Origin of the sequence: Microbacterium sp. Clip185 (genome assembly GCF_028743715.1) — a bacterium.
GTDB lineage: Bacteria > Actinomycetota > Actinomycetes > Actinomycetales > Microbacteriaceae > Microbacterium.
Genome location: NZ_CP117996.1, coordinates 3074309 through 3094538 on the forward strand (window position 1 = coordinate 3074309; position 20230 = coordinate 3094538).

Here is a 20230-nt window from a genome sequence, read left to right on the forward strand (position 1 = left end):
GTCAGCCTCGCGCCGATAGTCTGGGGACGTGGCCCGCACCTCCGTTCTGTCGACGCGCGTGCTGCTCGTGTGCGCCGCGATCGGCGTGGCCACCGGCATCCTCGGCGGCATCGCCGGATGGGCCACGGTGCCGCTTCTCGGCTTCGTCCCGCCGCTGTACGGGCTGCTGCTGGGCGTGCACGTGCTCCCCGGCATCATCGCGCAGGAGGTGCTGCGCCGGCCCGGCGTCGCCCTGCTGGCCCACCTGCTGGCAGCACTCGTGTCCAGCGCCACGGCGCCCCAGTACGCGCTGCAGTTCCTGGGGACGGCGGTGCTCTTCGGAGGCATCCAGGAGGTGGTCGCCGCCGCGACCCGCTACCGTTCCTGGCGCGCGTGGCGCTTCTTCGTCTCGGCCCTCGTGATCGGCGTCATCATCGCCGCCGCCGTGTTCTTCGCCGCACACCTGAAGACGCTGCCGCTCTGGGCGCAGATCGCATACCTCGCCATCTCGGTGCTGGCCCCCGTCGCATGGACCGGCGTGGGCCTGTGGGTCGGCATCGGACTGCGCCGCGCCGGCGTCGTGCGCGGCGGACGATGAGTCGATGACCGACGCCGTCGACAGCCCGGAACGCCGCCGACTCGCACAGCTCGTCGCCGACCTCATCCTCGAGAACGGCCTCATCGACCTGAGCCTGTCCGGCATCGCCCGCGCGGTGGGCTCCAACAACCGGATGCTGCTGTACTACTTCGGCTCGAAGGAGCGACTGCTGGAGGCCGCATCCGAGACCGCGATCGAGCGCTTCCCCCACCTCGCCGCCGTCTTCGAACGCCTCGCCGCCGACGATGCCCCGCTGCGAGAGCGCCTGCTGCGCGCGTGGCACGACATCGGTGCCCCCGAGAACCGGCCCTACCTGGTCATGTTCTTCCACCGTTTCGCGGTCGCCCTCGGAGACCCCGTGCGCTGGAGCGAGTTCCTTTCGCACCTCGGCACCGGATGGGTGCGTCACGTACGTGCGGTGTTCATCGCCGAGGGCTGGGCTCCGGATGCGGCCGAGCTCACCGCGACGCGCGTCGTCGCCGAGTGGCGCGGCCTGCAGTTCGCTCTCCTGTGCGGCATGGAGCCCGCGCGACTGACAGCGGCCTACGAACGCAGTATCGACGAGCTCCTGGAGAAGGCGAGTTAGGTTAGGCTAAGTTGGGAGGACCCGCCCGTCCGAACTCTGGATCCTCCGTGCCCGCTGCCTCCGCCGATCGCGACGCTCCGTCCGCCGCATCCGGCGTCGACGCACCCCTCCTGCGGGTCGAAGACCTCTCGGTCACCCACGAGGGCGCCACGCGGCCATCTCCCGCATCCGCCTCGTTGCGGATCGACCCTGGCGAGGTCGTGCTGCTCCTGGGGCCGAGCGGCTCCGGCAAGTCGACGCTGGCCCTGGCGCTGAACGGACTCATCCCCCACGACATCCCCGCCGAGGTCACCGGACGAGTGAGGGCCGGGAACCTGGACACCCGCGACGCCTCCGTCGCCCAGCTGAGCACGCAGGTGGCGATGGTGTTCCAGGATCCGGACGCCCAGCTCGTCACCGGCACCTTGCTCGACGAGGTCGCCTTCGGCCCCGAGAACCTGCGGCTTCCCGTCGACGAGGTGCTCCGCCGCGCCGAAGACGCCCTGCGCCGGGTCGGGCTCTGGGACCGGCGCCACGAGAACCCCGATCGCCTGTCCGGCGGCGGACGCCAGCGGCTCGCGATCGCCGCGGCTCTGGCCATGGGCTCTCCCCTGCTGGTGCTCGACGAGCCCACGGCCAACCTCGATCCGCGCGGTATCGAAGAGGTGTACGCGACGCTCGCCGAACTCGTCGCGGCCGGCGATCGCGCCATCCTGCTGATCGAACACAACCTGGATGCGGCCGTGCCGCTGATCGATCGCGTCGTCGTGCTCGATGCGGCGGGCGCGGTCATCGCGGACGGGGGCGTCGACGAGGTGCTGCGTGCGCGGGCCGACGAACTGCACGAGCTCGGCGTGTGGCTGCCGACCTGCACCCTCGCGGCGCTCCGCCTGCGGGCGGCTGGCTACCGCATGGCCCCGTTGCCGCTGAGTCCTGCCGAACTGCGCGCGGCGCTCGAAACGCAGCCCGCGCCCGCATCCGTTGCCTCCGCCGCGCGGTCGGCCGTCACCTCACGCGAACCCCGCGAGCCCATCGTCCAGGTGCGCTCGCTGAGCCTGCGACGCGGGCGCACCGAAGTGCTGCACGACGTCTCGCTGAGCGTCGCGGCGGGCTCCTTCGTCGCGATCGTCGGAGCCAACGGCGCCGGAAAGACGAGCCTGCTGCAGGCGATCGCGGGAGTCGTCGTGCCCCCGCGCGGCACCGTGACGGTCGCCGGGGTCGACGTGGGCCGCGCCGACCCGCGGACGCTTCCCGCCCGCATCGGTTTCGTGTTTCAGAACCCGGAGCACCAGTTCATCGCCCACACGGTCGCAGACGAGATCGCGCACGGCCTGCGTCGGCAGCGGCTCGCCGATGACGAGGTGCGCCGGCGCACCGACGAGCTGCTCGCGCGGTTCGGGCTGACAGAGCGGGCCGGGGCCCATCCCTTCCTCCTCTCGGGCGGCCAGAAGCGCCGTCTCTCCGTCGGCACCGCGCTCGTGGCCGGCGCCCCGGTGCTTGCGCTCGACGAACCGACCTTCGGGCAGGACCGCGCCCGCGCCGACGAACTGCTCGCGCTGCTCGCCGAGCTCAACGCCGCCGGCACCACGGTGCTCGTGGTCACACACGACATGCAGCTCGTGACGGAGTACGCCGATCACGTGGTCGTGGTGCACGAGGGGCGTATCGCCGCATCCGGCGCCACATCCGACGTGTTCGCCGACGCGGCACTCATCGAGCGAGCTGGGTTGCGCCCTCCGCCGCTGCGGCACGCGCTCGCTCAGCTCGAGGGGCATCCGGCCCTCACCGGCGTCGCGCGGTTGGCGGATCTGCCATGACCGCGACGATCGACCCGTTCGCGGCGCCCACGGCGGCATCCGGGACACGCTTCCTCTACGCGCTCAATCCGCTCGCCAAGTTCGCGGCCATCATCCCCCCGAGCCTCGCGCTGATCTTCGTCCGCGACCTCGCCACCCCGCTCGCGTTCCTCGTGCTCGCCTACGCGGTGCTGCTCGTGGGCGCGCGGGCGTCGCGTCAGGTGCTGCTGACGCTGTTCCTGGCGCTACCGGCCGCCGTCGTCGTGCTCGGATGCGGCTTCGCCGCGTGGACGGATGCGGCCCAGGTCGACACGACACCGCTCGTGCTGCAGATCGGCGAATGGCGACTGTTCTCCGGCGCTCTCACGATCGGTTTCGCCACGGCTCTGCGCCTGATCGCGATCCTCGCGCTCGCCCTAGCCGCCGGATTCACGACCTCGGGAGCCGACCTCGCCCGATCGCTCGTGCAGCAGCTGCGTGTGCCGTACCGCATCGGCTACACGGCTCTGGCCGCATTCCGTTTCGTGCCGCGGTTCGCGCACGAGCTGGACGTGATCCGGCAGGCGCACCGGGTGCGCGGCTCGCACGGCGGGCGCGGACCCTTCGCCGCGATCGCCCGCTGGGGCGGGTACATCGTCCCGCTCCTCGCTGGTGCGATCCGTCACGCCGAGCGCGTCGCGCTCGCGATGGATGCGCGCGCGTTCGGCGCCCACCCCGATCGCACCGAGCGTCATCTGGTGCCCTTCGGCATCCGCGACGTCGTCTTCGTCCTGGCGTTCTGGGCCGTCTCGGCGGCCGTCTTCCTCATCACCCGCCCCTGGGCGCTCGCCTGACCCACCCGACAGAAAGGCTCCGCATGGCTCGGTTCTCCCGTCTCGTGAAGCCCGCATCCCCCGACCTCCTGCACCTCAGGGTGCTCCGCACCGAACGCCTGAGCGAGCATTGGATGCGGGTGACGCTCGGCGAGGGGGAGATCGACCGGTTCGTGCCGCTCGGCTACGACCAGTGGTTCCGCCTCTTCCTCCCCGTCGGCGGCGACGAAGGCCTGGAGCGGATCCCGGCCAAGGCGAACAAGCTGATCGGGTACCTGAAATACCTGCGCATCCCGGACGGCGTGCGTCCCGTCATGCGCAACTACACCGTGCGCGCCTACCGACCGGCTACCGCGAACGCGGGTGCCGAGCTGGATGTGGACTTCGTCCTGCACGGCACAGGGCCCGATGCGGGTCCCGCATCCCGGTGGGCGGCGTCCGCACGCCCCGGCGACAGCGTCGTGATCATCGACGAGGGGCTCGGGTTCGACCCGGAACGCGGCGTCGATCGGGTGATCCTCGCCGCGGACGAGACGGGGCTGCCCGCGGTGTCCGGGATTTGCGCCTCGCTGCCGGCGAGCGCGACGGGCGTCGCCCTCGTCGAGGTGCCGTCGGAGGCCGACGCACTGGCATTCGATGCGCCCGCCGGCGTCGAGGTGCGGTGGCTCGTCCGCGACGCCCAGGCCCGCCCCGGCACACTCGCACTCGCGGCTCTCGAGGACGTCCCGCTGCCTGCAGAGGGAGTACACGCATTCATCGTCGGCGAGCAGTCGCTGCCGACATCCGCCCGCCGCGCTCTCGTCGCCCGGGGCCTCGACAAGGCCTCGATCAGCTTCATCGGCTACTGGCGCGTGGGCGCGGCGCGCCCCGCGCGCACCTCCGCGGAGGTCGACGCGTGAGCGCTTCGTCGGCCGAGACCCCGCGCACGGCGCGCGGCCGCATCCCCACCCTCGTACTGCTGACCTGCGCCGCGATCGGCGTCGCCGGCGGCGTCGTGCTGTGGGGCGCGACCGGTCTGTCGACGCTGCTCTTCGCGGTCGTGCCGTTCGCCTCGGTGGCGCTGGCAGGGATGTGGCTGCTGCCTGCCACGATCGCGCTGCGACTGCTGCAGCGGCCGGGGGTGGGCCTGCTCGTGGGCCTCATCTCGGGCATCGTCGTGCTGCCCTACATCGGCACCAACCTGTGGTGGGCGTTCTTCGCCGAGCTGCCGTTCCTGCTCGTCCTGTACCGCTACTGGGGAACCTGGCTGCACTTCGCCGGCGCACTCATCATCGGCGTGGTCTACCCGCTGTTCGCGGCCGAGTACTTCAACCTGTGGGCCATGCCGCTGCCCGCGGTGATCGGCTTCTTCGCGCTGACGATCGGGAGCTGCCTCGCGGGCACCGCGCTCGGGGTCGTGATCGCCGATGCGCTCCGGCGCGCGGGTGTCGCCCGTCTCGCCCGCCGCCAGCCCCGCTGACCCCGCGGCGGCGTCACGCCGCACGACGTGTCTCGTCCCTCGAAGACGGGCCCACCCGGTCGGAGGGACCCGAAACGCGGCCCGCACGACCGAACCACGACGTTTCGCGTCCCTCGAACGCGGACCCATCCGATTCAAGGGACCCGAAATGCGGCCGGCGCGCTCGCACAGCGACATCACGGGTCCCTCGAACGGGATGGGGGCGGCGGCTACTTCCGGCCGGTCACCTGACGCGCGACGATCTCACGCATGATCTCGTTCGTGCCGCCGTAGATGCGGTGCACGCGGGCGTCGACGAAGGCGCGGGCGACGGGATACTCCAGGATGTAGCCGTATCCGCCGTGCAGCTGGACGGCGGCATCGAGCACCTCCCACTCGCGCTCCGTCGTCCAGAACTTGACCTTGGCCGCCTCCTCCGGCGTGAGCTTGCCCTCGCCGTACAGCGCGATGGCGCGGTCGACGTAGGCCCACAGCACATCGACCGTCGTCGCCATGTCGGCCAGGCGGAAGCGGGTGTTCTGGAAGTCGGCGATCGCGTGACCGAACGCCTCGCGGCTGCTCGTGTACTCGAGTGTCCACCGCAGACCCGCGTCGGCTGCCGCGGCCGCGGCCACGCCGATCGACAGCCGCTCGAGCGGAAGGTTGCGCATGAGCTGCACGAAGCCGTGGCCGGGCTCGCCGCCGATGAGGTTCTCGTCGGGGATGAACACGTCGGTGAACGACAGCTCCGCCGTGTCGTGCCCGGCGAAGCCCATCTTGTGCAGCTTCTTGCCGTGATCGAAGCCCGCCATGCCGTTCTCGACGAGCACGAGACTGAACGCGTCGGGGCGGTTGCCTTCGCCGGTCTTGACGAACGTCACCACGAGATCCGCCGTCGCGCCCGACGAGATGAACGTCTTGGCGCCGTTGAGGATCCAGCCGCCGTCCACCTTCTTGGCGACGGTGGAGATTCCGCGCAGATCGCTTCCCGCACCGGGCTCGGTCATGGCGAGCGCGCCGATCACCTCGCCGGTGGCCATGCCGGGCAGCCACTTCTGCTTCTGCTCCGGCGTGCCGAAGTGAGCGAGGTACGGCACGGCGAGGTCGTCCTGGATGCCGAAGGCACCGGCCAGCGACCCGAGCCCGGCCTTGATGACCTCCTCGTTGACCACGGCGCGGAAGCGGTAGTCCTGCAGCATCCCCGCGCCGCCGAACTCCTCAGGAACCGACAGTCCGATGATCCCGGCGTCGCCGGCGGCCCTCATGGTCTCGCGGTCGATCTGACCGGCCGCATCCCATGCTTCGCGCCGGGCGTTCGTGCCGTAGCGCTTGATGAACTCGACCACGACCTCCCGGAAAGCCTCGTGATCCTCGTCGTAGATGTCGCGTTCCACTGACGTCTCCTCCATCTCGGGGCGCCTGCGTCGACACGCTGCGGCGCCATCGCCTGCCGCGATCCTAGACCGGCGGATGCGTGGTGAGCACATCACGCTGTGGAATCGCATTCCACGCACACCGAAACCGAGTGTCGCGATTGTGGAGGCTCTCCAGCGAGTCAGTTGCCCTCGGTGCGCACCGGGTCCGTGCCGTCGGGGGCGACGTCGTAGTAAACCGATCGGTAGTCCCCGTCGAACCAGAAACTCACCCGAACCGGCCCCGCATGCTGCGCGAACGTCGGCGAATCGGTGTCGCCGTCGATCTCCCGCTCCACCCGCAGTGTGACGTCGCTCAGGCTGTCGATCCCCTCCGCGTCGGCGGCCGTCTGCACCGCGGCCCACAGCCCGGGCCACGACACCTCGTCGAGCGAGAACTGTTCGGCGGCGGAATCCGGCTGCGACGGCGCGGGACCTTCGCGAGTCACCTCGCCGCGGCGGTACTCCCAGCGGTCGGTGTCGGTGGAGCCGGGCGTCACAGGAGCATCCACGACGATGACGTCCTCGCTCACCGAGATGCTGACCACCCGATCGTGCCCGATCTTCGCGGCGAGGGCGCCGACAGCGTCGGCGGTGGTCTCCGGCTGACGCAGATCCGCGGTGAGCCGCCCCTGGCCGAGGGCGGTGATGGTCTGCGCGACGGCCGTCGGGTAGGGCAGGGCCACCGCTGCACCGGCGACGAGGAACGCGAGGGCGAACAGGACGAACCGCGGCCCCCTGCCCTTCGGGCCGATACCGATGAGGGGTCCGCGTCGCCGCCCCTTGATCGTGACCGCCCCGGGCTCGGGCAGGCGGGGCTCGCCGAGTTCGGTCGGCGGGGGAATGCGGATTCCCGCGTACGGAGCTTGGGTGACGTCATCGTCGGTGAGCGCCACTTCGGCGCCGTCCGCGCTCAGCAGCGCCACCGCGCGCAGGTTCCCCGGCTGGACGGCGGGGATGTCGACGAGCCGCACGAGCTGGCGCACGCGCGCGCGATACGCGGGGCCCTCCAGCGGCTGGATGCTGAGATCGAGGTCGCACACCGGCTGATCGTTGATCAGCGTGCCGGTCTGTGTCACGGCGTCGATGCGGGCGAGGGCCATCCTGCCCTCGGATCGCGCCGCGTCGAGGTCTGTGGTGGACGCGGCAGGCATCCCTCGGGTGGCGCGCGCGATGAGGATCAGAATGCCGCTGAAGATGGCCAGGACCATCCCGGTCGGAAAGGTGATCTCGCCGGCACCCGGCGGGCCGATCTCCGAGACGACGAGAGCGCCGAGGGCCATCCCCGCCCCCACGAAGAACAGAAGGCGGATCACCCGTCCATGCTATCCAGCCCGGCGGAGCGCTTTGGATGCGGTGAGCCGGGTCAGCCGGTATAGGCGGGCGCGGCGGGCAGCCCGAAGAACTCCTCGAGGGTGTGCCAGCCGCCCTCATGGTACGCCCGCGCCAGTTCCGGGCCGATGTAGCGCAGGTGCCAGGGCTCCGCCTCGTAGCCCGTCACGGGCGTGTAGCCCTGTTCGTAGCGCACGATGAACCCGAACTGCCAGGCGTTCGCGGCCACCCACTGCCCCTCGGGGGAAGAACCGAAGTCGTCGAGCGTGCCGCATCCGCTGCCGCAGGGCATGAGGTCCATCGCGAGCCCGAGCTGATGCTCGCTGAACCCGGGTCTCGCGCTGGAGACCTCCGCCTCCGCCTGTCCGCCTCGCGCGACGTTCTCCTGATAGGTCCTCACCTGGGTGTCGTAGGAGCGGTATCCGCTGAGCTGTCCGAGTGAGCCGACACCAGCCGTCTCGACGGCCTCCGCCATCTGCTGCAGCGCAGCAGCGGCGTCCTGACGGAGCACGCCGGCGTTGAAGGTCTGCAACCCCTGCACCTGCACGATGCCCTGGGGCTCGTAGTCGAGCGGGTTCAAGGGACGCTGCTTGTTGACGACGACCCAGCGACGAGCCGCATCCGAGAGCGAGATGCAGGGCGCGGTTCCCGAAACGACCGCCTCACGGAAGGACAACCCTCCGCCGGCGGCCACGATCACGGCCTCGTCATCGCCGGCCGCGATCGCCGCGGCGACGGCGGGGTCGTCGCAGATGGATGCGGCCGCAGGCGCTCGGGTGAAGACCGGAGCGGGGATGCTCTGCGCGGCGGGCGGGCCCGCCTTGGCGCCGGGAGCGACCACCGGCGCTCCCCCTACGAGAGCGCTGACCCAGAGAGCCGCCACCACGGTGCCGGCCACCGCGGCGCACGCGACCGCGATGCGGCGGCGACGGAGGCGCCCGGACGCGACGCGCGCAGCGCGGCGCGACGTGAGCGTCTCGGGTGACGCGGTGGAGATCACGCTCTATTGTGCCTCCCGCACACGGCCGCGACGAGCGCGATCAGACTCCTGTACGACCTTGAGTCTCACCAGGGTTGACATAGCTTCGTATCTTTGTTCCACTGTCGTCATGCGGTGGAACGGTCAGAGGGTCGGCGAGGAGGATGCGGCTGCGCTCCCCGGCATGGAGCGACTCGACTCTCTCGTGCGCTCGGTGACGACACCGGAATTCGCCGGCATGACGTTCCACGAGGTCGCGGCGCGCTCCGCGTTGAACCACGTCCCCGGCTCGTCCGCGATGCCCTTCGACTGGACCATCAACCCCTACCGTGGGTGCAGCCACGCCTGTACGTACTGCTTCGCGCGGGGCACCCACACGTACCTCGACCTCGATGCGGGTCGCGACTTCGACACCCAGGTCGTGGTGAAGGTGAACATCGCCGAGGTGCTCGAGCGCGAGCTCGCCCGCAGCTCGTGGGGCCGGGAGCACGTCGCCCTCGGCACGAACACCGACCCCTACCAGCGCGCAGAAGGGCGTTACCGGCTCATGCCCGGCATCATCGATGCCCTGGCCGCATCCGGAACACCCTTCTCCATCCTCACCAAGGGCACGCTGCTGCGTCGCGACCTGCCGGTGCTGCGTCAGGCGCACGAGCGCGTACCGATCTCGATCGCGATGTCGATCGCCCTTTTCGACGACGACCTGCAGCGCTCGGTCGAGCCGGGGACGCCCACGGCGCAGGCGCGCCTCGACACGGTGCGCGCGGCGACGGATGCGGGCTTTCGCGTCACCGTCTTCCTCATGCCGGTGATGCCGCATCTCACCGACTCGATCGCGGCCCTCGACGACGCGCTGCGGCGCATCAAGGCGGCGGGGGCGGTGCGTGTCGTCTACGGCGCGCTGCATCTGCGCCCCGGCGTGAAGCCCTGGTTCATGGCCTGGCTGCGGCGCGAGCATCCCGAGCTCGTCTCGAGCTACCTGGGGCTGTATCCGGGAGCGTCGGTGAGCGCGCCCAAGGCGTATCGGCAGTGGCTCGCGCGACGCGTTCGACCCTTGCTGCGGGTGCACGGCCTCGACGGCCGCGACGAAGAGGAGCCGGTGCGCGCGCGTCCGGTCGCTCCCGGCGCACGCGCGGCGGCCGCCGCATCCGTGCGCTTCACCGGATCGGCGCCGGAGCCGGCACGCCTGTTCTGACCCGAGACGCGGCAACGCCCCCTCGCACGGGGCGAGAGGGCGTTGCCGACTCGATGTCAGGCGGAGGCGACGTCGGCGAGCTGGCGCCCAGCGACCTCCTCGACGACGTCGTCGCCGGGGCGGACCTCTTCGAACGGTGCGTCGATCTCGGCGCGCGAGAGCAGCTCCGTCATGCGACGACGGCGCTGCCGCGGGACCAGGGTGACCACGGTGCCGCTGCGGCCGGCCCGGCCGGTACGGCCAGAACGGTGCAGGTACGTCTTGTACTCGTCGGGAGCGTCGGCCTGGATGACCAGATCGATGTCGTCGACGTGGATGCCGCGGGCGGCCACGTCGGTGGCGACCAGCACGTTGACCTTGCCGTCGGTCAGACGCTGCAGGTTGCGCGTGCGCTTGGCCTGGTTGAGGTCTCCGTGCAGAGCGACGGCGGAGATGCCGGCGTCCTCGAAGTTCTCGACGAGCATCTCGGCGAACGCGCGGGTGCGGGAGAAGACGAGCGTCTTGCCGTCGCGGTCCACGAGGGAAGCGAGCAGCTCGGCCTTGTCGCGGTGGTCGACGACGAAGACGCGGTGATCGATCGTTCCGGTCTCCTGCGTCTCACCCGCGACCTCGTAGACGGCCGGGTCGACGAGGAACTCGTCGACGAGGGCCGCGACCTCACGGTCGAGCGTGGCGGAGAACAGCAGCTTCTGGCTGCCTTCGCCGGTCAGGCGCAGGATGCGCTGCACCGGCTCGGCGAATCCGAGCTCTGCCATGTGGTCGGCCTCGTCCAGCACCGAGATCTGCACCTCGGACAGGTCGAGCTTTCCCTGGTTGATGAGGTCCTCGATGCGACCCGGGGTACCGATGATGATGTCGATGCCCTTCTTGAGCGCACCGACCTGACGCGCCTGGGGCACGCCGCCGTAGATCTGCGTGGTGAACAGGCCGACGCTGCGCGCGATCGGCTGCACGGTGCGGTCGATCTGGAGGGCGAGCTCGCGCGTGGGAGCCAGGATGAGCGCCTTGGGGCGGCGGCCGAACTCGCGGCGGGTACCCGCCTGCGAGCGCAGGATGCGCTCGACCAGGGGAGCACCGAAGGCGATGGTCTTGCCGGAGCCGGTACGGCCACGGGCGAGCACGTCGCGTCCTTCGAGGATCGGAGGGATCGTCGCGGACTGGATCGGGAACGGGCTGGGCGCGCCGAGCTCGGCGAGCACCTTCACGATGTTCTGACCGAGCCCGAGCTCACCGAAGCCCTGACCCTCGACGGTCTCGGCCTGGACGGCCTCGGCCTCGAGCCGCTCGTGGACGACATCGACGTGCTGCTCGTGCGCCTTGGCTGCGGTCGCGTTCCAATCCGACCGGTTGCCACCCTCGCGGCGGGCGGGACGATCGTCGAAGGAACGGCGCGGACGGTCGTCGAACGAACGCGCGGGGCGATCGTCGAACGAGCGGCGGGGACGGTCGTCGAACGAACGAGCCGGACGGTCCCCGTCACGACGAGCCGGACGGTCGTCGAAGGAACGGCGCGGACGGTCATCGAACGAACGAGCCGGACGGTCGCCATCGCGACGAGCCGGACGGTCGTCGAAGGAACGGCGCGGACGGTCATCGAACGAACGAGCCGGACGATCGCCATCGCGACGAGCCGGACGGTCATCGAACGAGCGCGCGGGACGGTCGTCGAACGACCGACGCGGACGGTCGTCGAACGAACGAGCCGGACGGTCGCCATCGCGACGGGCGGGACGATCGTCGAACGAACGGCGCGGGCGGTCGTCGTAGGAACGCGCCGGACGGTCGTCGAAGGAGCGACGCGGACGGTCATCGAACGAACGAGCCGGACGGTCGCCATCGCGACGGGCGGGACGGTCGTCGAAGGACCGTGCGGGACGACCCTCGCGGATGCCGCGGGCCTCATCGCGGCCGGCGCGCTCGGCCGAGGTCCAACGACGCTTGGGAGCCGACTCCGCGGTCTCCTCGCGGTAGCCGCGGTGATTCGGGCTCTTGGAGCCGGTCGAGCCGGCAGAGGACTCGCCCGGACGACGCTTGCGGTCCTGGAACGAGGTCTTCGCGCCGTAGCGGGGCTCGAAGTTCTTGGCCGGACGTCCGCCGGCGGGCTTCTTGTTCTTGGGCATGGGTGATTCTTCCTGGGTTCTCTTCGCACGAGAACAGCACCCGCTCAGAACGCGGGCATACCCGGACTACCGTCGGCCGGGGCCATTTTCGATGATGGTCATGTGCGCCGAGCGGCGCTCACCATCGGCCCCATGGACTCACAAACCCATCCGCGCACCACGCGGTGTCCAGAGCCGACATTCCAGAGTAACCCATGCGACTGGGAAAGTGCCCCGCGTGAGTACGCTGAGAGGATGAGCGCCGATCCGACCGGAGTCCGTCACCGCTTGTCGTCATCGAACGGGTTGGCCGAGATCACCGAGGTGGGAGCCTCCCTGCGCGCACTGCGGATCGACGGCGTCGACCTCGTGCCGCACTATCCGGACACCGCGGCGACGCCCGCCGCATCAGGGGTCGTCCTGGTGCCCTGGCCCAACCGGGTGCGCGACGGCCGCTGGTCGCAGCGCGGCACCGACTACCAGCTCGCGCTCACCGAGCCCAAGCTGGGCAACGCCTCGCACGGGCTGCTCCGCTTCGCCCCGTACCGGGTCGTGGGCGCCGAGACCGACGCCGTGACGCTCGAGGCCGATGTCTTCCCGCAGACCGGCTATCCGTTCCACCTCGCGACCCGCGTCACGTACGCCCTGACCGACGACGGCATCGACGTCCTGCACCAGATCACGAACGTCGGAGCGGATGCGGCACCTGTCGCGCTCGGCACGCATCCGTATCTCTGCATCTCGGACGTGGCAACCGCGGAGCTGCGCCTCGAAGTGGATGCGGCGACGTGGTTCCGCCTCGACGAGCGCAACCTTCCGATCGCCGAGGAGCCTGTCGACGCGGCGCACGACCTGCGCACGCCGCGCCGGGTCGGAGACCTGACGCTCGACACCGCCTACTCGACGCTCCGCCGCGGCGGGGATGGTCGCGTCCGCGGCGTGCTCCACGCCCCGGACGGTCGCCGCCTCGAACTCTGGGCCGGCGCCGGGTTCGAGTACCTGCAGGTCTTCACGACCGACCGCTACCCGGGGCAGGATCTCGCCGTCGCGATCGAGCCGATGACCGCCCCTGCGGACGCCTTGAACTCGGGTCGCGACCTCCGCTGGCTCGGGCCCGGCGAGACCTGGGAGCTGGAGTGGGGCATCTCCCTCACCCGCCCCTGAAACGCTCCGGCACCGCCGCCGAGTGAGCACTCCTTCGTCGAGCGCGCACCCGATGGGGTGCTCATTCGGCGAACGGATGCTCGTTCGGCGCGTACGGACGACGCCAACCGCGTCCGCTGGTAACACGCACCGGGATTGTCGGTAACCTCCGACGGATATCGTTGACCCATGCGGTTTCGACCGCTGCGGCGACGCTGACCGGCTGCGCTGCTCGCCAGCCGGTGCGTGCAAGGGGCTCCACGTTTCCACCGGCTGGATCGGTGTCCGTCTGGGTGGAGGGTACCCGCATGCTGCGTACCGTTTTCGCGTCGTTTCCCGCTTCGAGCCTCAGCGGGGCAGACCCCACGCCGCCGCGCGTGCGACTGCACCGGGCGGTGAGCGGGCTCCTGCAGGCGGATGCCCTGCGTCTCGCCGTCCTGACGCTGGCCATCCTGCTCACCGGGCTCGGGATCTCAATCGCGACGACGACGAACCCGCAGTGGTGGCGTCTGCACTTCAGCCAGCTGGGCACCTACGGCGACGCGTCGGCAATGTTCTTCAACGGCACGCTCATCCTCGGCGGCTCCACCGTGCTGCTGTTCGCACGCGCCGCCGCGCGCCAGCTGCGCCCACTGGAGGGGACGCATGTGCGCCGCGGCACGGCAATGACCGCCCGCATCCTGTTCTCCGTCGTCGGCGCCAACCTCGCCCTGGTGGGATGCGTGCCGCTGACCACCAACGGATTCGTGCACGACCGCGTCGCCGCCGCGATGGTCCTCGGTTTCGCGGGACTCCTGCTGACGAGCCCGTTCATGATGCACCGCTTCCCGAAGCGGCTGGTGCTCACGACGGGATTCGTGTTCGTCGGACTGTTCGCGGGAGCCTGGGTCTTCGTCGCAGGCACGATCAACCTCGCCCTGTTCGAGGTCATCGCCTTCAGCGCGATGTTCGGCTGGTCGGGCGTGTTCCTCAGCGCTCTGTCGGCGTGCGGCGCCCCGGCCGAACCCGCCACCCCCGTGCCCGCGTCCGCAGCAAAGCCCGCATCCGCGCCCGAGGAGTCGGCGTTCCTTCCCGTCATCGCGACGGCATCCGATGCCGGTCCGCGGCTCGCGGGAGGCGCGGAGATCGTCGAGATCAGGACCCTCGCAGAGCCCTCCGCGTCGTCGGCGCATCGGGTTCCCCGGCGGTCTCGGGCAAGCCGGATGCCGGTCCGTCGCCGCCGTGTCGCAGTCGGCGGCGTTCCCTCGCACCCTCGACGAGGTTGTAGAGCGTCGGCAGCACGAGCAGCGTCAGCACCGTCGAGGAGACCAGCCCGCCGATGACCACGATGGCCAGCGGCTGCGAGATGAAGCCGCCGTGGCCCGTGATCCCCAGCGCCATCGGGGTGAGCGCGAAGATCGTCGCCGCCGCGGTCATCAGGATGGGTCGGAGCCTGCGTGACCCGCCGGCGACCGTCGCGTCGTGGGCGTTCAGGCCCTTCTCGCGGTACTGATTGACCAGGTCGACGAGCACGATCGCGTTCGTCACCACGATGCCGATGAGCATCAGCACGCCGATGAGCGAGGCCACCCCCAGCGGCACACCCGTCGCGATCTGCAGCAGGATGGCGCCGGTCGCCGCGAACGGAACGGACACGAGCAGCAGCAACGGCTGACGCAGCGACTTGAAGGTCGCGACCATGACGATGTAGACGATCAGGATGGCCGCGAGCATCGCGAGACCCAGCTGGGTGAACGCGTCGGTCTGCTGGGTGACGACACCACCGAGCGAGGCATCGGCGCCCGTGGGCAGCGACACGTCGGCCAGCGCCTTGTTGACGGTCGCGTTGGCCGATGTCAGATCGTCGCCCGCCGGGGTGACGGTGACGGTGGCGGTGCGCTGGCCGCGCTCGGTCGTGATGGAGGTGGGCCCCTGGCTCTGCTCGACCGTCGCGATCTGGTCGAGTCGCACCACGCCCCCGGCGCTCGGGATGGTGAGCGCGCGCAGGTCGTCGAGGGTCGCCGGAACCTGGGATGCGGCCAGGTAGACCGTCAGCGAGGTGCCGTCGATCTCCACCGATCCGACCTGACGCGGCTGCATCGTGCCGGAGACGAGCCCGCCCACGGCGACCTCGGACAGGCCACGGGCCGCAGCCGCATCCCGATCCACGGTCACGGCGATGTAGGGCAGCGACGCGGAGAGATTGCTCGTGACCTGCGAGATGCCGTCTTTGCCTTCGAGGCCCGACTGCACCGCATCCGTGGCCTCCTGCAGCGTCTGCTGGTCCGGCGCGGTCACATCGATCTCGATGTCGCTCGAGCCGAAGCCGCCGCCGGAGGAGGCGAGCGCGATCGTGCCCACGTCGTCGAGATCCGCGAGGGCCGACTGCACGCGGTCGCGGAGGGCGAGCTGATCGGCGCCCGCATCCGTCGTGATCGAGTACGTGATGCCGCCGCTGCCGCCGGAGAACGCGTCGCGCACGGCGGAGCCGCTCGAGCCGATCGAGACCTGCACGGTCTCGATGCCGTCGACGCCCTTGAGGGTCTCCTCCACGCGGGCGGCCGCCGCATCCTCCGCGTCGAGGCTCGCGGCCGGACCCAGGGTCTGCGTGATGGTCAGGGTGTTCTGACCGGAGTCGCCGAGGAAGTTCGTCTTCATCAGCGGGGCCAGCGCCCCCGTGCCGACAAGCACGAGCAGTGCGATGCCGAGCGTCACCCACGAGTGCTTGAGCGTCCACGACAGCACCGGCAGATAGGCCTTCTGCAGACGCGAGGGCGGCGCGGAGGGGTCTTCCGGGTCGATGTGCTCACCGTCGGGGCCCTGCACGGGCTTGCCGGGCTTGAGGAACCAGTACGCGAGCACGGGCACGATCGTGAGCGACACGAACAGCGAGGCCGTCATCGCGAGGGTGACCGTCAATGCGAAGGGCCGGAACAACTCCCCCGTGAGATCGCCCACGAAGGCGATCGGCAGGAAGACCGCGACGGTCGTGATGGTGGATGCGGTCACCGCCGCCGCAACCTCGCGCACGGCGAGCAGGATGGAGGCGCGTTTGTCGGCGTCGCCCACGTAGTGCCTGCGGATGTTCTCGATCACGACGATCGAGTCGTCCACGACGCGGCCGATCGCGATGGTCAGAGCACCGAGGGTCAGGATGTTGAGCGAGTAGCCGAACGCCTGGATCCCGATGAAGGTGATCAGCACGCTGGTCGGAATCGAGATCGCGGTGACGATCGTCGCTCGCACCGACAGCAGGAAGATCAGGATGACGAGAACGGCGAAGACGAGCCCGAGCAGCCCCTCCTGCGCCAACGCCTCGATCGACTGCTCGATGTAGGGCGCCTGATCGAAAACCACGGAGAACTGCGCATCGCCGCCCAGCGCATCGCTGAGCTGCGGCAGCGCGTCGGTGACGGCACGAGAGACATCGACCGTGTTCGCCGCCGGGAGCTTGGTGACGGCGATCGTCAGAGCCGGCTCGCCGTTGACCCGAGAGAGGGATGTGACCGGATCGGCCGCTTCGGCGACGGCGGCGACCTGACCGATCGTCACGGTTCCCGCACCGAACTGCGCCGCATCCGTCGGCACGAGCGGCAGGGCCGCGAGCTCGTCGACCGATGTGATCTTGGCTCCGGTCTGCACGGTCAGCGTCTGGTCGCCCTCGGTGATGGCGCCGCCGGGGAAGAGCACGCCGTTCTTGTCGAGGGCGTCGGTGATCGCCTGCTGCGTGAAGCCGGATGCGGCCAGCTTCGCCGCATCCGGGGTGATGACCACACGTTTGCCGATGCCGCCGACGATCTGCGCGGCGTTGACGCCGGCGACATCCTGGATCTCGGGGATGACGGCGGACTCGAGCTTGTCCTGGATCGCCTGTTCGTCGCTGTAGCCCGTGACGGCGAGCTGGATGACGGGCAGGTCGTCGATCGACACGGAGATGACGTTGGGCTCGACACCGGTCGGCAGCTGGTCCTTGATCCGGCCGATCGCAAGACTGATCTTCTGCTCGGCGGTGGCGAGGTTGGTGCCGTAGGTGAACGACGCGCGCACGATCGAGGCGTTGGTGGTGCTCGTCGCCGTCGTGGACTCGAGACCGGGCACGCCCTGGATCGCGGTCTCGATCGGCGTGGAAACGTCATTGGAGACGACCTCGGGCGAGGCGCCGGGGTACGTCGACAGGATCGACAGCTGCGGGAACTCGACGGAGGGGATGAGCTCCTGCTTGAGACTGGTGAGCGCGAGCGAACCGAAGATCGCAGCGACGATCGTGATGAGCGCGATGAGCGCGCGGTTCTTCAGGCTGAGGACTGCCAGATGTGACACGGGAGCGCTTTCATGACGGCCGACTCGAGAGGGTGCAGCGGCGAGGAGGCACGATACAGGGTTGTATCGGGGTCAGTATCTCACGCGTTCTCGCGCGGAAGCCGGGCCCGTTGCCTACCCCGCGGCGAGCCCGCCGATCGCGAGACCGGCAGCCGCGGCGGCGAGGGCCAGGACGAGTGTCCCGATCGTGTTGGTCGCCGCGGCCCATCCGCGCCCGTCGGTCGCCATCACGGCGCTGACCGCGGCCACCGAGCTGAAGGTCGTGAAGCCGCCCAGGAGTCCCGTCCCGATGACGGCCAGCAGCGCCGCATCCGACACCGCGCCCGTCAGAACGCCGAGCGCGAAGGAGCCCACGACGTTGATGACGAGCGTGCCCCAGGGGAAGCGGGCACCCACGAGCGCGGTCACCGCGAGGTCCACGATGTAGCGCGCGCCGGCGCCGATCCCTCCCGCGACGGCCACGATGAGAAAGGTCAGGGGTGTCATGCGGGGCGCCTCCGCCCGAGCGCGAGGCCCGCCCACGCGGCAGCGAGTCCCACGGCAGCCGTCGCGAGGGTGAGTGCGACCGCCGCACCGTCGACCGCCTGCACCGCGAAGGTGCTGTAGGTCGTGTAGCCGCCGAGCACTCCGGTTCCGAGCAGCTGGCGCAGATCGCGCGAGCGTGCGGTCTCGGCGCGACGGGTCAGCACCGCCGTCAGCAGGCCCAGAGCGAAGGCACCGGTGACGTTGATGACGGGCACCGCGATCGGGTGCCATCCCGGCGCATCGATGAGCAGCAGCCCGGCGCGCGCGGCGGTGCCGAGGGCGCCGCCGCACACGATCAGTCCGAGATGCCGCCACGAGAACCCTGCTGCCACCCGGCAACGGTACCGCCGTCGTTGCGGGTCTGCGCTCAGCCCTCGACGAGACGGCGGATCGCGGTCTCGGGCGAAACGCCCGACTCCAGCAGTCGTCCCCTGGCGTACGCCCGCCACACGCGCGGGTCGATATAGCTGCTGCGCGCGACGGAGGGCGTGTTGCACAGCACCGCGGCCGTCGCCTTCACGGCGTCGCGCTCAGCAAGCTTGCGCGCCTTCTTCGATTCCACGTGCCCCAGGCGCGCGAGACTCTCCGCCGCCGTCACGGTTCCCCGCAGCGTCCGGAAGTCCTTCGCCGTGAAGTCTCCGCCGGTCAGCACCCGGATGTAGGCGTTCACCTCGCCGGGGGTCAGGGCGACGCGGCGCCGACCCCGCCGGTACGCGAGCAGCGGAGAGCGCGGACGCCCCGCCGTCAGCTGCTCGAGGACCACGGCGAGGTCCTCGTCCTCGATCCGGATGCGGGCGCGCACGCCGCTCTTGGCGGGGAAGTCGAGCTCGATGACCCCCGCTTCGACGCGGACATCGCGGCGCTGGAGGGTCGTCAGACCCCGTCCGCCACCGCGGCGCAGGTACTTCGTGGATCCGATGCGGATGGCTCCCGCATCCAGCATCCGAAACGCTGCGGCGAGCACGGCCTCACGCGAGTCGTCCGCGCGCCGCAGCGCCGCCGTCACCCGACCGCGCGCACGCGGCAGCGACTCCGCCAGCGCCAGAGCACGCGCGTACTTGCCCTTGTCCCGTTTGGCCGACCAGTCGGGGTGGTACAGATACTGCCGGCGCCCGGCGTCGTCGGTGCCGACCGCTTGGATGTGACCGTTGTCCTTCGTGCAGATCCACACGTCCTGCCAGGCCGGCGGGATGACGAGAGCCTCGATGCGCGCACGCTCGGCAGCGGTGACCTTCGCGCCGTCGGGCCGCGTGTAGCTGAACCCCGTGCCGCTGCGCGTGCGGGAGATTCCCGCATCCGATCCGGGATCGACCCGAGCCAGTCGCGCCACGTCAGTGGTTGCGCAGAGCCGAGATCAGCTCCGCCTTGCGCTTGCCGGAGTACCCCGTGAGGCCGAGTTCCTTGGCGCGCTTGCGCAGCTCGGGCACCGTCCAGTCCTCGTAATCGCCCGATCGCCCGCCGCGCCTACCGACCGCCGATCGCCCGTCGCGGGCAGCGGCGTTGGAGATGCGCGCGGCCTTCTCCTTCGAAGCGCCCTCGTCGCGCAGTTCTTCGTACAGCTTCGGATCCTTCAGGCTGTTCGCCCCGCGTCCACCCGGCATGTCGGCCTCTCCCGCCCCGCGTCCGCGAAGCGTTCCCCCGACGCTAGAGCGCCCGGCATCCGTCCATCAGCGGGCTTGACATGTGAGACGACGCGCGCCTACGCGACTAGCACCGGGCGCTTTCGAGCGTCAACCCCTCTGACGCTGTGAGTGCGCAGTGGGAATGTTGGGATGTGCCCACGAGGCATCCGGGTCGCGCGGCGTCCCGGCGAGAACGAGGAGAGTCCAGATGAACATCGCACTGCTCATCATCATCGTCGTCGCCATCGTGCTGGCGATCGTCGGAGGCCTCAACACAGCACTGAACTGGCTGCTGTGGGTGGCACTCATCGTCGGCGTCATCGCGCTGATCGCATTCCTGCTCCGAGTCATCCGAGGCGGCAGCAAGGTCTGACACCTCGAGAAAGGGGCATCCGTCGCCGACGGGTGCCCCTTTTTCGTGCGTGGCCGTCCGCGG

Annotated in this window: 18 protein-coding genes and 1 pseudogene; 10 read left to right on the top strand and 9 right to left on the bottom strand. The window is 70.3% G+C overall.

Features of this window, described 5'->3' with window-relative positions:
• Window positions 1–28 precede the first annotated feature (28 nt).
• Genes PQV94_RS15010 through PQV94_RS15035 form a run of 6 tightly spaced genes read left to right on the top strand, consistent with a single transcriptional unit; the run spans window position 29 to window position 5209 of the window.
• The gene (locus PQV94_RS15010; RefSeq protein WP_274286565.1) at window positions 29–577 is read left to right on the top strand and encodes an ECF transporter S component; all 549 of its coding nucleotides are present in this window, start codon (window positions 29–31) and stop codon (window positions 575–577) included.
• Between the two features lie 4 nt (window positions 578–581).
• Window positions 582–1163: a TetR/AcrR family transcriptional regulator gene (locus tag PQV94_RS15015; protein ID WP_274286566.1), complete on the top strand. Its 582-nt coding sequence runs from the start codon at window positions 582–584 to the stop codon at window positions 1161–1163.
• Between the two features lie 47 nt (window positions 1164–1210).
• The gene (locus PQV94_RS15020) at window positions 1211–2959 is read left to right on the top strand and encodes an ABC transporter ATP-binding protein (protein WP_274286567.1); all 1749 of its coding nucleotides are present in this window, start codon (window positions 1211–1213) and stop codon (window positions 2957–2959) included.
• Window positions 2956–3771 (top strand): energy-coupling factor transporter transmembrane component T, encoded by an 816-nt coding sequence (locus tag PQV94_RS15025; protein ID WP_274286568.1) that lies wholly within the window; start codon window positions 2956–2958, stop codon window positions 3769–3771. Before PQV94_RS15020 ends, PQV94_RS15025 begins: the two co-directional genes overlap by 4 nt.
• Window positions 3772–3794: 23 nt before the next feature.
• Window positions 3795–4649: a siderophore-interacting protein gene (locus PQV94_RS15030; protein ID WP_274286569.1), complete on the top strand. Its 855-nt coding sequence runs from the start codon at window positions 3795–3797 to the stop codon at window positions 4647–4649.
• Window positions 4646–5209 carry an ECF transporter S component gene (locus PQV94_RS15035; RefSeq protein WP_274286570.1) on the top strand — a complete coding sequence of 188 codons (564 nt, stop codon included), beginning with the start codon at window positions 4646–4648 and terminating at the stop codon, window positions 5207–5209. Before PQV94_RS15030 ends, PQV94_RS15035 begins: the two co-directional genes overlap by 4 nt.
• Window positions 5210–5418: 209 nt before the next feature.
• On the opposite strand, the gene PQV94_RS15040 is transcribed toward PQV94_RS15035, so the two are convergent.
• The 3 genes from PQV94_RS15040 to PQV94_RS15050 form a co-directional block, all read right to left on the bottom strand.
• On the bottom strand, window positions 5419–6582 hold the full coding sequence (locus PQV94_RS15040) for an acyl-CoA dehydrogenase family protein (protein ID WP_274286571.1): 1164 nt from the start codon (window positions 6580–6582) through the stop codon (window positions 5419–5421).
• A 161-nt stretch (window positions 6583–6743) separates the two neighbouring features.
• Window positions 6744–7916, bottom strand: a complete 1173-nt coding sequence (locus PQV94_RS15045; RefSeq protein ID WP_274286572.1) for a hypothetical protein — start codon at window positions 7914–7916, stop codon at window positions 6744–6746.
• Between the two features lie 50 nt (window positions 7917–7966).
• A complete protein-coding gene (locus PQV94_RS15050; protein ID WP_274286573.1) occupies window positions 7967–8932 on the bottom strand; it encodes a M15 family metallopeptidase in 966 nt (321 codons plus the stop codon).
• Window positions 8933–9041: 109 nt separating this feature from the next.
• On the opposite strand from PQV94_RS15050, the gene PQV94_RS15055 reads away from it, so the two are divergent.
• The gene (locus PQV94_RS15055; RefSeq protein ID WP_274286574.1) at window positions 9042–10106 is read left to right on the top strand and encodes an Rv2578c family radical SAM protein; all 1065 of its coding nucleotides are present in this window, start codon (window positions 9042–9044) and stop codon (window positions 10104–10106) included.
• 56 nt (window positions 10107–10162) lie between these two features.
• On the opposite strand, the gene PQV94_RS15060 is transcribed toward PQV94_RS15055, so the two are convergent.
• Window positions 10163–12226, bottom strand: a complete 2064-nt coding sequence (locus PQV94_RS15060; protein WP_274286575.1) for a DEAD/DEAH box helicase — start codon at window positions 12224–12226, stop codon at window positions 10163–10165.
• Between the two features lie 234 nt (window positions 12227–12460).
• Between PQV94_RS15060 and PQV94_RS15065 the strand changes: the two genes are divergently transcribed.
• Both PQV94_RS15065 and PQV94_RS16165 read left to right on the top strand, forming a co-directional pair.
• Window positions 12461–13369: an aldose 1-epimerase family protein gene (locus tag PQV94_RS15065; RefSeq protein WP_274286576.1), complete on the top strand. Its 909-nt coding sequence runs from the start codon at window positions 12461–12463 to the stop codon at window positions 13367–13369.
• 287 nt (window positions 13370–13656) lie between these two features.
• Window positions 13657–14304 (top strand): annotated as a pseudogene (locus PQV94_RS16165) (DUF998 domain-containing protein); the annotation flags it as partial.
• A 178-nt stretch (window positions 14305–14482) separates the two neighbouring features.
• Here the strand turns inward: PQV94_RS16165 and PQV94_RS15070 are convergent.
• From PQV94_RS15070 to PQV94_RS15090, 5 genes are all read right to left on the bottom strand, one after another.
• On the bottom strand, window positions 14483–17647 hold the full coding sequence (locus PQV94_RS15070; protein WP_274286577.1) for an efflux RND transporter permease subunit: 3165 nt from the start codon (window positions 17645–17647) through the stop codon (window positions 14483–14485).
• Between the two features lie 114 nt (window positions 17648–17761).
• The gene (locus tag PQV94_RS15075) at window positions 17762–18133 is read right to left on the bottom strand and encodes a fluoride efflux transporter FluC (protein ID WP_274286578.1); all 372 of its coding nucleotides are present in this window, start codon (window positions 18131–18133) and stop codon (window positions 17762–17764) included.
• Window positions 18130–18504, bottom strand: a complete 375-nt coding sequence (locus tag PQV94_RS15080; RefSeq protein WP_274286579.1) for a fluoride efflux transporter FluC — start codon at window positions 18502–18504, stop codon at window positions 18130–18132. The genes PQV94_RS15075 and PQV94_RS15080 overlap by 4 nt, the downstream gene beginning before the upstream one ends.
• Window positions 18505–18539: 35 nt before the next feature.
• On the bottom strand, window positions 18540–19502 hold the full coding sequence (locus tag PQV94_RS15085) for a DNA topoisomerase IB (RefSeq protein WP_274286580.1): 963 nt from the start codon (window positions 19500–19502) through the stop codon (window positions 18540–18542).
• Window position 19503: 1 nt separating this feature from the next.
• Window positions 19504–19773 (bottom strand): DUF7218 family protein, encoded by a 270-nt coding sequence (locus PQV94_RS15090; RefSeq protein WP_137418321.1) that lies wholly within the window; start codon window positions 19771–19773, stop codon window positions 19504–19506.
• 229 nt (window positions 19774–20002) lie between these two features.
• Here PQV94_RS15090 and PQV94_RS15095 point away from each other — a divergent pair, with 229 nt between their 5' ends.
• The gene (locus PQV94_RS15095) at window positions 20003–20167 is read left to right on the top strand and encodes a DUF2207 domain-containing protein (RefSeq protein ID WP_137418322.1); all 165 of its coding nucleotides are present in this window, start codon (window positions 20003–20005) and stop codon (window positions 20165–20167) included.
• Window positions 20168–20230: the final 63 nt, after the last annotated feature.